Source organism: Ruegeria sp. CDSA141 (assembly GCF_059612005.1).
This window is the reverse complement of record NZ_JBXWPT010000018.1, coordinates 53,105-67,151: the sequence shown is the minus strand read 5'-3', so window position 1 is coordinate 67,151 and position 14,047 is coordinate 53,105. Positions and strand designations below refer to the sequence as shown.

Genomic DNA, 14,047 nt, shown 5'->3' with positions numbered 1-14,047 from the left:
TACACCCCTGAAACTCAGGGGCTTGAATCACGCAGCCAAGTCGACCGCAACCAAATTAATAGGTCCAGAACCTAATGCCGGTGCTTTTTTGAAGCACTCTTTCGGGCGCGCCGCTGAATGATCTGGTCATACTCCAAATATCAAACTGCATTTCGCATGTAGGGCCGATCAGTATCACTGACGGCTCTTACGGCATTTGGCTCAATAGTGTTCTGAACTCAGCGCTCAGTTATGAAGGACAGTCCGGAAACGAGCTGTCTCAATCCAAGCGCTGCGCCTGCAAAGATCGCAGCGAATGTAACTGGTGCGCTGTAGGCCAGAAGCGAGAAGGCGGATATGCCTTGTCCGACGCTGCAACCTACTGCGATGATCGCTCCCGGTCCCATGATCGCTGCGCCCAGCATTTGTCGCTTTAGTTCACGTGGATCTTCGCATGCTTCCCAGCGAAAATGGCCTTTTGACCAAGATCCCAAAAACGCGCCGATGAGAACTCCTGAGACTGACCCGACTGCGAAAGACAAAGTGTTTCCGGACGCCGTCATAAGGTAGAACATCGTGTCCCCCAGGGGGGCAGCGAAGGTATGAGTTTGCACCGGCTCACCGTCGAAACCCTGTGTCGCCACCCAATTCGTGCCAAGCCAGCCTGAAACGATCGCCAGCCCAACCACAGATCCCCAGAACACGTGTTTCGGAGCGCGGCGGAACTGTTGGTTCGCCAAAGCGAATATCACCAAAACAACACCGACAGCAGAGCCGATGAGCCAGGCTGGAATAGAGGTCAACCGTTCGCCAAGGAAGCTGATGCTCTGAGGGTCGCTGAGATCCATTTCCACTGGGAAGACCCAAACCCGCAGATAAGCCAAGGGACCTGACATTACGACATACGCTGAAAGACCCATGATCAGAACGATGACGAAGGATCGAAGGTCGCCACCTCCCAACCTTGCCAGCGCGCCATAGCCGCAGTTTCCGCTGATGGCCATTCCGTAACCAAACATGAGGCCACCCACGATCGACCCGAGTGGGTTCCAGGTCTGCGCAAGGTAGCGTGTTCCGATAGGGTCAAGCCAGCCAAACGCCATTGCGGTATGGCTTCCGACAATTGCAACACCGATCGCAATTGCCCACATGCGCAGTCGCCGGTCATCATCTGCGTAAAGATAGTCTTCGATTGCACCCAACGTGCAAAATCGGCCGACACGCGCGGCCAGTCCCAACACGATTCCACCAATCAAACCGATCAGAGCAACGGTATTTGCGTCTCCCAATGCTTCGAACATTGCCAGTCTCCTCCCAAAGCTGGCGGCGTTTTGATCGGCGTTTACTTCTGCCTGCAGAAGAGGTCGTACACAACTTCCAATATTTGTGTCGATCGATCATCAGCCAATCTGTAGTAGATTGTTTTACCTTCACGCCGTGTTTTGACCAAACCTTCGAAACGCAGTCGGGACAATTGTTGAGATACCGCAGCCTGTCTCGCTGACAGCATCTCTTCCATCTGGGTGACGGACTTTTCGCCCGAGGACAGGTAGCATAAGATCATCAGACGCCCCTCGTGGCTGATAGCCTTCAGGAAGTTTGATGCCGTTTGCGCATTCTCCATCATCTGGTCCAGATCTTCTGCGCACATGTCTTTTGTGAACACTGGCAGTTTCGATGGTTTATCCAACAAGATCGCCTCGCTTTCTCAGCTTCACGCATTCAAAACAGTTTATGTAATTTGCCGTCGTTTATCCAGAGGTCTCAATCTGTACCCCTGCGTCACGTAGCAGCACGCCCAACAAACCCCAAAAAAAGTCTTCACCGGGGTACCCTTCGATCCGGCCGACTTCGCGGCCGTTGTTCAGCAAGACAAAGGTTGGAGTGTAGTACAGAGGTCTTCCCAGTTCGATTCCATCCGGCATGGATGCATGGATGTCTACGCGCTGAAGCGGGGCGGCATTTCCTTCCGGTGTTTTCGGGTAGATCCCCGAGATTTCAGCATCCCAGCGGGCACACCACATACACCCATCTTCTTCTGCCATCAGAAGTGTCATTTCCGCCCGTAGAGCCTTGGGAGACACAAACAACGTGATCGCAAGTACAAGCAGAAAAAGGTGGCGCATCTCAAGCTCCGATTGACCGCGGCGACATATCTTTATTACTTTGAATGTATGAATGATAGTGCGCCAGGACAGGTTTGACCATGCTCGACATTACATTTGCAGGAGCTCTGGTTGCTGGGCTGTTGTCATTTCTGTCCCCCTGCATCCTTCCAGTTGTGCCGTTTTACCTCAGTTATCTGGCAGGTGTCGGGATGGAGCAGATTTCTGCGAATTCAGCTATTTCCGGCAACGTTCGCCGCAGAGCGACGCTTGCTGCAATCGCATTTGCAACGGGGATCATAACGATTTTTATGGCTCTCGGAGCCACGGCTTCGATATTCGGACAACTTGTTCGCGAATATTTCGATATCCTTCGTTGGATAGCGGCAGCCATCATCGTGACGATGGGTTTGCATTTCCTTGGGCTGATTCGCATCGGGTTCCTGTATCGACAGTTTCGGGCAGACGTCGGCGAGACATCAAACGTGAGCCTGATCGGAGCCTATGTTCTTGGACTGGCATTTGCTTTTGGCTGGACGCCCTGTGTCGGGCCGGTGCTCGCTGCAATCCTGTTTACAGCGGCCGGAACCGAGACGGCTTGGCGTGGAGCGGTTCTTTTGTTCGTCTACGGGGTAGGAATGACCGCGCCGTTTGTTCTGGCGGCTTTCCTGGTTCGCCCCTTCATGCAGTGGATGGCACGGTTCAGAAAGCATTTGCCTCTGATCGAGAAGGTGATGGGGGCGTTGTTGATTCTGTTCGGCGTCCTGATCGCAACCAACTCCATCAATCAAGTAGCCCAATGGATGCTGGTCCATATGCCCTGGCTTGCAGCCATTGGATAAAACGGGAGGAAAACATGAAGCGAACATTGTCAGTATTGATGGCATGCTTGGTAGGCGTGGCAGTTTCCGCTGCTGAGATTGGCGACGATGGGTTGCACAAAACGCCGTGGATGCGCGACACGTTCAAAGACCTTCGCGAGGATCTTGAAGAGGCGTCAGATGAAGGCAAGCGGTTGGTTTTGTTTATCGAGCAACAGGGCTGTATCTATTGCAAGAAAATGCATGAAGAGGTTTTCCCCCAGCCTGACCTGGCGGCGTTCATCGAAGAGAACTTCTTTGTCGTCCAACTGGATTTGCATGGAAGCACCACGGCCACCGACTTTGATGGGGAAGAGAGCGAGCAAAGAGCGCTGATGCGCAAATGGGGGATTCTGTTTACCCCGACCCTTGTTTTTCTTCCCGAAGAGGTGCCCGAGGACGCCACTGCCATTGAAGCTGCGGTTGCAGTTATGCCGGGAGCGTTCGCCAAAGGAACAACTTTGGACCTTTTCACCTGGGTCTACGAGAAGCGGTACGAACTTGATAATGGTGAAGATTTCCAGCGGTATCACGCGCGACGCATTCAGGAGCGAAACAATGTTTCGCAAGATTGAGGGTCGGGCTTATAAATAAAAAAATTCATTGTAATGAATTTAATGTTGCGACAAACCGCACTCGTCGACTACGGTACACAAATGCTTTGGGTCGCAAGGCGCCGTCGGCGTATTAGCAAATGGGAGGGATCATGAAGCTGAGACTCTTAACATTGGTCTGCGCAATGACGGGGGGTGCCGCTTTTGCAGCGGAGACAGACCCGGAAAACGTAACCTATGGTGAATATGGTGAGGTAGAGGTGTCTTTGACCGGCGCCGCCGGTGATGCGGCAAACGGCGCACTTATCGTTGGCGATAAGTCAAAAGGCAATTGCGTGGCGTGCCACGCGGTATCGGCTTTGGCCGACATTCCATTCCAGGGCGAGGTTGGTCCGACGCTGGATGGCGCTGGTGATCGTTGGTCTGAGGCCGAGCTTCGCGGATTAGTCGCAAATGCAAAAATGACGTTCGAAGGCACGGTAATGCCAGCGTTCTATAAGAATGACGGTTATATCCGCCCGGGCGATGCCTATACCGGCAAAGCCCCGACTGAACCACTGACGCCGATCCTGACAGCGCAGGATATCGAGGACGTGGTCGCGTTTCTTGCGACCCTGAAAGAGCAATAGTCGCGCTTTCATAGCGTGATTGTCGAAGATTCAAAGGAGATTGAAAATGGAACTCTCTCGCCGCGAGACTCTGGCCCTTGGGCTGGGCGCCGCGTTCCTGACAATAATGCCGCTCCGTGCAAATGCGGCCGCTGAGGATGCGATTGCCGCGTTTACCGGTGGGGCGGATGTGGCAGACGGCGGTGTGACACTGACGGCACCTGAAATTGCCGAGAACGGAAACACCGTACCGATCGAAGTAAGCGCCCCGGGTGCCACTTCGATTCTGATCGTGGCCGCAGGCAACCCCGAACCGGGTGTTGCAACGTTCAATTTCGGCCCGCTGGCTGCTGAACAAGCCGCTTCAACCCGCATCCGTCTTGCGGGAACGCAAGACGTGATTGCCGTGGCGAAAATGGCAGATGGTAGTTTTGCCAAGGCATCCGCGACCGTAAAAGTTACAATCGGCGGCTGCGGCGGCTGATAGCCACGCATGCCTCGAAGAACAGGAGACTAACCAATGGCATCCGGTGTGAAACCCCGCGTCAAGGTTCCGAAGAAAGCCGCTGCTGGCGAAACCGTCACGATCAAGACACTGATCAGCCACAAGATGGAAAGCGGACAACGTAAGGACAAAGAAGGCAACGTCATACCTCGGTCGATCATCAACCGTTTCACCTGCGAGTTTAACGGCGAAATGGTGGTCGATGTGACGATGGAGCCGGCAATTTCAACCAATCCGTATTTCCAGTTTGAGGCAACCGTGCCTGAGGCAGGTGAGTTCGTATTCACCTGGTACGATGACGACGGCTCTGTCTACGACGAGAAAAAATCGATCGAGATCGCCTGACGGCTCGACCACTAAGGCAGATCAGCGCCGGGCATGAACTTTGGCGCTGGTCCACCAAGGGAGGAACGAAATGAATACTAAGGCACTTACGGCGATCGCGGCAGTTCTGGTTTTCCCAGTGGCAGCAATGGCCGGACCGGACGAAGACAATCTGGTGATCAATGGCGAGCTGGACATGACCTCGGTCACCGAAGCTCCGGCGCATCTGGAAAACCTGGACACGATCTATTCGGGTTGGCATTTCCGTACGGATGAGACCCAGGCCCTTCAGATCGATGATTTCGACAATCCGGCGATGATCTTCGTCGACCAGGCCGCCGACCTCTTTGAGACGGTTGATGGGGCTGCCGAAAAAAGTTGTGCGTCGTGCCACGACGGGGTGGAGAGCTTCACGGGATTGCAGGCTTCCATGCCAAAGGTTGATGACGAAACCGGCAAGCTGGTGGTCATGGAAGATCTGATCAATGAGTGCCGCACGGAGCGTATGGAAGCCGACGCCTGGAAATGGTCCGGTGGAGATATGCAGGGTATGGTCGCTTTGATCGGTCTGCAGTCACGCGGAATGCCCATGAATATTGCCATTGACGGTGATGCCGCCCCGTATTGGGAACAGGGCAAGGAAATGTATTATACCCGCTATGGTCAGTTGGAGCTGAGCTGTGCCAACTGTCATGAAGACAATTGGGGCAACATGATCCGAGCGGATCACCTGAGCCAGGGAATGATCAACGGGTTCCCGACTTACCGCTTGAAACAGGCCAAGCTGATCTCGCGACACAATCGTTTCCGCGGTTGTATTCGTGATACACGGGCGGAAACCTTTGCTGAAGGTTCGGACGAGTTCCGTGCGCTGGAGCTCTATGTTGCCTCGCGTAGCAACGGGCTTTCAGTCGAAACTCCGGCTGTGCGCCAGTAACGAATGACCCGCGTTGGCGATGCCCGGCGCGGGTTTTTCATGAAAACAACATTCACACATTTATATGTGTTATAGGAAAGCTGAAAGATGATTTCTCGACGTGACTTCTTGCAGGTTTCAATGGCGGCATCGGCTCTGTACGGGGCATCCGGGTTTGGCAACTGGGCCAGACTTGCAGCGCAGCAAAGTCTGACGCAGGATCAGCTGCTGGAGTTTGAGACCTTTGGCAATATCAGCCTGATCCATGTCACTGACATTCACGCGCAACTCAAACCGGTTTTCTTCCGTGAACCTGAGATAAATCTTGGTATCGGCGAGGCAAAAGGGCAGATGCCGCACGTCACGGGGGCCGCGTTCCGCAAGGCCTACGGAATCGAAGATGGCAGCCCTTCCGCCTATGCGCTGACCTACGACGACTTTGCGGCACTGGCAAAGACCTATGGTCGGGTCGGTGGCTTGGACCGGGTTTCTACCGTCATAAACGCCATCCGTGCGGACCGGCCCGATGCCCTGCTTTTGGATGGCGGCGATACCTGGCACGGGTCTTACACCTGTTACCAGACGGCCGGTCAGGACATGGTCAATGTCATGAACGCGCTGAAACCTGATGCAATGACCTTCCATTGGGAGTTCACGCTGGGCAGCGACAGAGTGAACGAAATCGTCGAAGGTTTGCCCTTTGCAGCCTTGGGCCAGAACATTTTTGATGCCGAATGGGATGAACCTGCGGAATTGTTCAAACCCTACAAGTTCTTTGACCGGGGCGGTGCAAAAGTTGCCGTGATCGGGCAGGCATTCCCATACATGCCAATCGCGAACCCGGGCTGGATGTTCCCTGAATACTCTTTCGGTATCCGGGATGAGAACATGCAGTCAATGGTTGACGAGGTACGCGATGCCGGAGCCGATGTCGTCGTCGTCCTCAGCCACAACGGCTTTGACGTAGATAAAAAAATGGCAGGCCGGGTGCAGGGGATCGACGTGATCCTCAGTGGCCACACTCATGACGCGCTGCCCGAGCCGGTTCTGGTGGGCAAAACACATATCATCGCGTCAGGCTCGAACGGAAAATTCGTCAGCCGCGTGGACCTGGATGTACGGGACGGGCAGTTGATGGGGTTGAAGCACAAGCTGATCCCGATTTTCTCTGATGTTATAGCTCCGGATCCTGCGATCACCGCTCTGATAGATGAGCAGCGCGCGCCGTATGAGGCGACGCTCAGCGAAGTGATCGGTAAAACGGACTCGTTGCTCTATCGTCGCGGCAATTTCAACGGCACTTGGGATGATCTGATCTGCGACGCCCTGCTTAAAGAACGTGAGGCGGACATTGCCATGTCGCCTGGCGTCCGATGGGGCCCGTCGATCCTGCCGGGGCAGGAGATTACGCGCGAGGACATCTGGAACGTCACCTCGATGTCTTACCCGAATGCATATCGCACAGAAATGACAGGTGAATTCATCCATGTGATCCTCGAGGATGTCGGCGACAACCTGTTCAACCCTGATCCTTACTATCAGCAGGGCGGCGACATGGTCCGTGTCGGTGGGCTTGGTTACCGCATCGACGTGACCAAGCCGCAAGGGCAGCGGATCAGCGAAATGACCCTGCTCAAGACAGGTGAAGCGATTGATCCGTCCAAAACCTACGTTGTGGCGGGGTGGGCCAGTGTCAACGAAGGTACCGAGGGCCCGCCGATCTGGGATGTCGTCGAAAACCACATTCGCAATCTAGGCACTGTAACAGTGCAAGAGAACACCAGCGTCGATGTCGTCGGCGCATAAGAAACAGATGGAGACCTTAAGAGATATGGATGACGCTTTCAAACCGTCCCGCCGGGCCTTCCTGAAAGGCAGCGCCGCGGTCGCCGCGGGCTCAGTTGCAGGTGCGGCAGTGGCAGAAACGCCCGACCCCCTGATAACAGAGCTTCAGGATTGGGCGTCTTACACGGGTGCAGGCGTTGACGAGGCACCTTATGGTATGCCGATAAGCTATGAATCCCATGTCGTGCGCCGCAATGTGGAATGGCTGACCGCCTCTCCGATTTCGTCGATCAACTTTACTCCGATCCACGCGCTTGATGGCACAATCACACCCCAGGGATGTGCTTTTGAGCGTCACCATTCGGGTGCGATTGAGCTGCGCAAAGAGGACTATCGCCTGATGATCAACGGGCTGGTCGATCGCCCGCTTGTATTAACTTACGACGACATCGAGCGGTTCCCGCGCGAAAACCACGTGTATTTCTGCGAATGTGCGGCAAATACCGGGATGGAGTGGGCAGGCGCGCAACTCAACGGTGCGCAATTCACCCACGGCATGATTCACAATATGGAATACACCGGTGTTCCGCTGCGCACGCTGTTGCAGGAAGCAGGCGCCGATATCTCGCCCGACAAGTGGGTCTATGTTGAGGGCGCTGATGCGTCGTCCAATGGCCGCTCCATTCCGATGGAAAAAGCGCTGGATGATGTGTTGGTGGCCTTCAAGGCAAATGGCGAAGCCCTGCGGATGGAGCATGGCTATCCCGTGCGCCTGATCGTGCCAGGCTGGGAAGGCAACATGTGGGTCAAGTGGCTACGCCGCATCGAGGTTGTCGATAGGACAGTCGAAAGCCGCGAAGAAACTTCGAAATACACCGATGTTTATGCCGATGGCACAGCCCAGAAATGGACTTGGGTGATGGATGCGAAATCCGTCATAACCTCGCCCAGCCCGCAAATGCCGATCAAACATGGGCCCGGGCCGCTGGTGATTTCAGGGCTTGCATGGTCAGGCCACGGACAGATTACCCGTGTCGATGTATCCAAGGACGGCGGCATCACGTGGGAAACGGCACGCCTTGGCAAGCAGGGCGACTCCAAGGCTTTGTCGCGTTTCTATCTCGACACGAATTGGGACGGGGCACCCATGCTCCTACAGGCCCGAGCAATAGACGAGACCGGCTACGTACAGCCAACCAAAGACCAGCTGCGCGAAAAGCGCGGGGAAAACTCGGTCTATCACAACAACTGTATCCAGACGTGGTACGTAAGCGCAGAAGGGATCGCTGAGAATGTCGAAGTCTCTTAGTCATGTTTTCCTGCCGGTATTCGGCGGCACAGCGTTGGTGCTTGCGGGGGCGTTGGTCTTTGCCAACAGAAACTACGGCCAATCGAAAATCGAAACTTTGGAAACCCGGGTGGGTCAGATTGAGGCCCACGCAGCAGCCGCACAAACAAAAGCACAGGCAGAAGCCGACAGGGCAGCCCAACTGGATCTCAAAGTCCAGGAAATTCAGGCTGCTGCTGAGGAGCGGTTAGCAAATGGGGCGAACCTGACCGCACCTGCACCGAGCCGTGGTGGCATATATGGGATTGGACGCCCCGCCTTGGAGGAGGAGATCGCGGCCTGGGATGTTGATGTTCTGCCGGACGGACGTGGCTTGCCGGTCGGTTCGGGCGACGTTTGGACCGGGGAAGAAGTGTTTGCCGACCGCTGCGCGTCATGTCACGGCGAGTTTGCTGAAGGTGTGGACAACTGGCCCGTTCTTGCCGGCGGGTTCGACACGCTTGCAAACGAAGATCCCGTGAAGACCGTAGGGTCTTACTGGCCGCATTTGTCTACCGCCTGGGATTACATTTCCCGATCAATGCCATTTGGTGAGGCAGGCACTTTGACCGCGGATGAGACCTATGCGATTGTTGCATACATCCTGTATTCAAATGATTTGGTGGATGACGATTTCGAACTGAGCAACGAAAACTTTGCCGAATTCGAGATGTACAACAAGGACGGTTTTGTTGTCGATACGCGACCCGAGACCGAGTACGCTGAATGGCGCGAAGAACCTTGCATGAAGAACTGCAAGGCAGAGGCCGCTGTCACGATGCGCTCTGTTTTTCTGGTCGAGACGCCGCCAGAAGGTGGGTCGAACTCGGTGATGAATGATGCCACCGTGGAGGGGCTGCCGACATTCACTGCGGACGGCCCGTCGTTCATTCCGGCCGCAGCACCAAAGCCCGAGGAAGAAGCCGCGGCGGAACCGGCCCTTCAAGAAGCCGAAAAGACTGACGAAGCGACCGAACTGGTTGCCGCCGGAGAGAAAGTCTTCAAGAAGTGCAAAGCCTGCCATCAGGTGGGTGAAGGTGCAAAGCACAGCACCGGGCCGGCATTGAACGGGATTGTCGGGTCCAATGCAGGATCGGTCGAGGGGTTCAAATACTCCAAGGCAATGAAAGCCGCAGCCGAGGCCGGCCTTGTTTGGACGGATGAGGAAATGGCGGCCTTCCTGACAAAACCCAAGGACTACATGAAGGGCACGCGAATGTCTTTCGCGGGGCTAAGGAAGCCGGATGATATTGAGGCCGTGATTGTCTACCTCAAATCGTTCGGAAGCTGATCATGCGGTGGTCGAACATAGTGGCGTGCGCGGCGGTTCTGGCGGCTTTCGCCACATCGACCTACGCAACCGAAGACCTTGGTGATGCCGAGGCCGGGAAAACAGTGTTCGCCAAATGCACAGGCTGCCATCAGGTTGGCGAAGGAGCTGAAAACAAAATCGGCCCGCATCTGAATGGTGTCTTTGGGCGCAAGGCCGCGGGTCTCGATGGTTTCAATTATTCCAAGAGCCTTGTGCGCGCGGGAAATTCAGGTCTGGAATGGCACGCTGACACTTTGTCGGCCTATATCGAAAATCCACGTGCATTTGCGTCGGGTACAAGGATGAGCTTTGGCGGCCTGAAAGACCCGGAAGACCGTGCCAACGTGATTGCCTATTTGCGGGCGTTTTCAGACAATCCTCGTGATATTCCCGAAGCGGACCCAACCGCGAAAGGTACGGATCATTCCGTCGATCCAGCAATCCTGGCGATTCAGGGAGATCCCGAATACGGCGCATATCTCAGCAGCGAATGTACGACGTGCCACCAGATCAAAGGGGGTGACCAAGGTATCCCATCGATCGTCTATTGGCCCGACGAGGACTTTGTTGTCGCCATGCACGCATACAAGGACAAACAGCGGCCACATCCGGTTATGCAAATGATCGCCGGAAGGCTGAGCAATGACGAGATTGCGGCTTTGGCCGCCTACTTCAATAATCCAGAGTGACTGTGCCTAAGGGGAGGAAACGCGATGACACTCAATAGACGTACATTTCTAGGAGCCACCGGGGTGGTGGCAGCCGGACTATCTGCGCCGATGGTTCTGGCTCAGGGCAGACCCCGGGTCGTTGTTGTCGGCGGCGGCGCAGGCGGCGCTACTGCAGCCCGCTATATCGCCAAGGACAGCAAAGGTGAGATCGACGTGACGCTGATCGAGCCGTCACGGACCTACTACACCTGCTTCTTCTCAAACCTGTATCTGGGAGGGTTTCAGGAACTTTCGGATATCGCCCACAGCTATGGCACGCTTGCAGCTGAATACGGGATCAACGTGGTCCACGATTGGGCCGTCGGCGTGAATCGCGATGCCAAGACTGTTTCGCTGGCGGGTGGTGGCTCAGTTCCGTACGACAAGCTAATCCTGAGCCCTGGTATCGATTTTGTCGACGGGTCAGTTGAAGGCTGGGATGTCTCGGCGCAGAACAAGATGCCGCATGCGTACAAGGCGGGCTCTCAGACGGAACTTCTGAAGGCACAGATCATGGCGATGCCGGAAGGCGGTACCTTTGCGATGGTTGCTCCACCAAACCCGTACCGGTGCCCGCCCGGGCCCTATGAACGGGTCTCGATGGTTGCGCATGTTCTGAAAGCAAACAACCCAACTGCGAAAATCATCGTGGCAGATCCGAAGCCGAAGTTTTCGAAGATGGCATTGTTCCAGGAAGGCTGGGCGAACCACTATGAAGGCATGGTCGACTGGATCGGCGAAGACTTCGGTGGCGGCAATGTCTCGGTAAACCCGGACGCGATGACGGTGACCATCGACGGAGAAGAGACCAAAGTCGACGTCTGCAACGTGATCCCGGCGATGAAAGCCGGACTTATTGCGGAAATGGCCGGAGTGACCGACGGCAATTGGGCGCCGGTGAACGCCGCGGACATGTCCTCCAAGGCTGATCCGGACATCTATGTCCTTGGCGATGCCAGCCAGCAGGGTGACATGCCGAAATCCGGTTTCTCGGCCAACAGCCAGGCGAAAGTCTGTGCGAATGCAGTGCGGGGCGCGTTGACCGGATCCAAGGTGTTCCCGGCCAAGTTTTCCAACACCTGCTGGTCGCTGATCGACACAGATGATGGCGTCAAGGTTGGTGCAACCTACGAGGCGACGCCCGAAAAGATCGCCAAAGTCGACGGCTTCATCAGCCAGACCGGCGAAGATGCCGATCTGAGAAAAGCAACGTACGAAGAGTCGCTGGGTTGGTATGCCGGTATCACCTCGGACATGTTCGGATAGAAGTTTTCGGGGGTTTTGACACTGGTCAAAGCCCCTGAAGTTCAATCTGAGAAAATGCGGCTCAGGAGGAGGATCAAAACCATGAAGCATTTTATCGTTACGGCCGCTTTTTTTGCAGTCTCCGCAAGTCAGGGACTCGCGGAAGAGATCATCACTGCTCCCTTTGACGGAAGTTTTGATGATGCCACCTTTGCCGTCGAATCCGCCATTGTCGGGCAGGGGCTGGTCATCGACTATGTGAGCCACGTTGGGGAAATGTTGAACCGAACGGGCGCTGATGTCGGCAGCGACAAACAGATATTCGCGGCAGCGGACATCTTTATTTTTTGCTCGGCAAAGATTTCGCGTGAGGTGATGGAAGCTGATCCGATGAATATCGGCTATTGCCCATACGGGATTTTCGTGACCGAGGGCGATGACGGGGTGAAGGTAGGATACCGAAGCTATCCGGACGGCCCAATGCAAAAGGTCCAGACCCTGTTGTCCGAGATCGTTGAAGAGGCTGTTGGGGACTGAAATGAACTACCGGCAGTATTTTCGTGATCAACTTGGTCACCTGAAAGAAGAAGGAAACTACCGGGTTTTCGCGGACCTCGAACGTCAGTGCGGCGCGTTTCCAAAGGCGCGCAGTTACACAGGGGATGGTCCCGAAAAAGTCACTGTCTGGTGTTCGAACGACTATCTGGGAATGGGTCAGCACCCAAAAGTCCTCGCAGCCATGCACGGGGCGATTGACAAAAGTGGTGCTGGGGCAGGGGGAACGCGGAATATCTCGGGAACCACGCACGAACATGTGCTGTTGGAGCAGGAGCTTGCGGACCTTCACGGCAAGGACGCGGCATTGCTGTTCACGTCCGGTTACGTATCCAACTGGGCCGCCTTGGGAACCCTGGCGTCCCGCATTCCTGGCATCACGGTTTTGTCCGACGAATTGAATCATGCCTCGATGATCGAGGGGATTCGTCACAGTCGTTGCCAAAAGCGGATCTGGAAGCACAACGATCTTGCGGACCTTGAAAGACACCTTGCGGACTTGCCTGCAAATGCGCCCAAGCTCATTGCGTTTGAAAGCGTCTATTCCATGGACGGCGACATTGCACCGATTGCCGGGATCTGTGATCTGGCGGACCGATATGGCGCGATGACTTATCTGGATGAAGTTCACGCGGTCGGGCTTTACGGTCCGCGCGGCGGAGGCATTGCCGAGCGCGAGGGCCTGATGGACCGCCTGACCGTGATTGAAGGTACGTTGGGCAAGGCGTTCGGCGTGGTCGGAGGATACATCGCGGCGTCGAAGGAACTTGTCGACTTTGTCCGATCTTTTGCCAGCGGCTTTATTTTCACCACTGCTTTGCCTCCGGCCGTGGCAGCAGGTGCTGCGGCTTCGGTTAAGCACCTGAAGCAAAGCAATGCAGAGCGACAACAGCACAAAAAGCGGGTGCGCGAAGTCCGGGACAGGCTGGACGATCAGGGTATTCCCCATACTCCAAACCCAAGCCATATCATTCCGGTCATGGTCGGCGATCCGGTCAAGTGTCGCTTCATCTCTGATATACTGATGCGTGACTATGGGATTTACATCCAGCCCATCAATTATCCAACTGTTCCCAAAGGAACGGAGCGTCTGCGGATTACGCCGTCGCCGGTGCACACCTCTGAAGACGTCGACCGTCTGGTATCCGCATTGGGTGAGTTATGGACGCAATGCCAATTGGCGCGCAGGCCGATGGCCGCGCAATGACGAGGATAACTTGACCGAAGACAAGGACGCACACGCAACCAAGTGAGAATTTCTG

Annotated in this window: 16 protein-coding genes; 13 read left to right on the top strand and 3 right to left on the bottom strand. The window is 55.4% G+C overall.

The genetic code is table 11. From position 1 onward, the window contains the following. Positions 1 to 218 precede the first annotated feature (218 nt). The 3 genes from AC2FLP_RS18930 to AC2FLP_RS18920 form a co-directional block, all read right to left on the bottom strand. A complete protein-coding gene (locus tag AC2FLP_RS18930; RefSeq protein WP_496685449.1) occupies positions 219 to 1,280 on the bottom strand; it encodes a YeeE/YedE family protein in 1,062 nt (353 codons plus the stop codon). Between the two features lie 41 nt (positions 1,281 to 1,321). Continuing rightward, positions 1,322 to 1,630, bottom strand: a complete 309-nt coding sequence (locus AC2FLP_RS18925) for an ArsR/SmtB family transcription factor (protein WP_117872807.1) — start codon at positions 1,628 to 1,630, stop codon at positions 1,322 to 1,324. Positions 1,631 to 1,730: 100 nt separating this feature from the next. Next, complete coding sequence (locus AC2FLP_RS18920) at positions 1,731 to 2,105, bottom strand: thioredoxin domain-containing protein (RefSeq protein WP_117869623.1); 375 nt, start codon at positions 2,103 to 2,105, stop codon at positions 1,731 to 1,733. A gap of 80 nt (positions 2,106 to 2,185) precedes the next feature. Here AC2FLP_RS18920 and AC2FLP_RS18915 point away from each other — a divergent pair, with 80 nt between their 5' ends. The 13 genes from AC2FLP_RS18915 to hemA all read left to right on the top strand — a co-directional run bounded on the left by AC2FLP_RS18915 (position 2,186) and on the right by hemA (position 13,992). Further along, the gene (locus tag AC2FLP_RS18915; protein ID WP_299898756.1) at positions 2,186 to 2,926 is read left to right on the top strand and encodes a cytochrome c biogenesis CcdA family protein; all 741 of its coding nucleotides are present in this window, start codon (positions 2,186 to 2,188) and stop codon (positions 2,924 to 2,926) included. A gap of 14 nt (positions 2,927 to 2,940) precedes the next feature. Continuing rightward, positions 2,941 to 3,519, top strand: a complete 579-nt coding sequence (locus AC2FLP_RS18910; protein ID WP_299898758.1) for a thioredoxin family protein — start codon at positions 2,941 to 2,943, stop codon at positions 3,517 to 3,519. A 131-nt stretch (positions 3,520 to 3,650) separates the two neighbouring features. Beyond that, entirely contained in the window at positions 3,651 to 4,127 is a 477-nt protein-coding gene (gene soxX, locus AC2FLP_RS18905; protein ID WP_299898760.1) for a sulfur oxidation c-type cytochrome SoxX, read from the top strand. Between the two features lie 46 nt (positions 4,128 to 4,173). Then, the gene (soxY, locus tag AC2FLP_RS18900; protein ID WP_117869619.1) at positions 4,174 to 4,590 is read left to right on the top strand and encodes a thiosulfate oxidation carrier protein SoxY; all 417 of its coding nucleotides are present in this window, start codon (positions 4,174 to 4,176) and stop codon (positions 4,588 to 4,590) included. A gap of 36 nt (positions 4,591 to 4,626) precedes the next feature. Then, positions 4,627 to 4,956 carry a thiosulfate oxidation carrier complex protein SoxZ gene (gene soxZ / locus AC2FLP_RS18895; protein WP_117869618.1) on the top strand — a complete coding sequence of 110 codons (330 nt, stop codon included), beginning with the start codon at positions 4,627 to 4,629 and terminating at the stop codon, positions 4,954 to 4,956. Positions 4,957 to 5,026: 70 nt separating this feature from the next. After that, positions 5,027 to 5,872: a sulfur oxidation c-type cytochrome SoxA gene (gene soxA / locus AC2FLP_RS18890; protein ID WP_496685455.1), complete on the top strand. Its 846-nt coding sequence runs from the start codon at positions 5,027 to 5,029 to the stop codon at positions 5,870 to 5,872. An 87-nt stretch (positions 5,873 to 5,959) separates the two neighbouring features. After that, on the top strand, positions 5,960 to 7,657 hold the full coding sequence (gene soxB / locus AC2FLP_RS18885) for a thiosulfohydrolase SoxB (RefSeq protein WP_299898764.1): 1,698 nt from the start codon (positions 5,960 to 5,962) through the stop codon (positions 7,655 to 7,657). A 25-nt stretch (positions 7,658 to 7,682) separates the two neighbouring features. Further along, complete coding sequence (gene soxC, locus AC2FLP_RS18880) at positions 7,683 to 8,945, top strand: sulfite dehydrogenase (protein WP_496685527.1); 1,263 nt, start codon at positions 7,683 to 7,685, stop codon at positions 8,943 to 8,945. Further along, a complete protein-coding gene (locus AC2FLP_RS18875; protein ID WP_496685457.1) occupies positions 8,929 to 10,254 on the top strand; it encodes a c-type cytochrome in 1,326 nt (441 codons plus the stop codon). The genes soxC and AC2FLP_RS18875 overlap by 17 nt, the downstream gene beginning before the upstream one ends. 2 nt (positions 10,255 to 10,256) lie before the next feature. Next, the gene (locus AC2FLP_RS18870) at positions 10,257 to 10,964 is read left to right on the top strand and encodes a c-type cytochrome (protein ID WP_299898768.1); all 708 of its coding nucleotides are present in this window, start codon (positions 10,257 to 10,259) and stop codon (positions 10,962 to 10,964) included. Between the two features lie 24 nt (positions 10,965 to 10,988). After that, positions 10,989 to 12,251: an NAD(P)/FAD-dependent oxidoreductase gene (locus tag AC2FLP_RS18865; RefSeq protein WP_117869612.1), complete on the top strand. Its 1,263-nt coding sequence runs from the start codon at positions 10,989 to 10,991 to the stop codon at positions 12,249 to 12,251. 81 nt (positions 12,252 to 12,332) lie between these two features. Then, positions 12,333 to 12,767: a DUF302 domain-containing protein gene (locus AC2FLP_RS18860; RefSeq protein WP_117869611.1), complete on the top strand. Its 435-nt coding sequence runs from the start codon at positions 12,333 to 12,335 to the stop codon at positions 12,765 to 12,767. A 1-nt stretch (position 12,768) separates the two neighbouring features. Next, on the top strand, positions 12,769 to 13,992 hold the full coding sequence (gene hemA, locus AC2FLP_RS18855) for a 5-aminolevulinate synthase (protein ID WP_117869610.1): 1,224 nt from the start codon (positions 12,769 to 12,771) through the stop codon (positions 13,990 to 13,992). Positions 13,993 to 14,047: the final 55 nt, after the last annotated feature.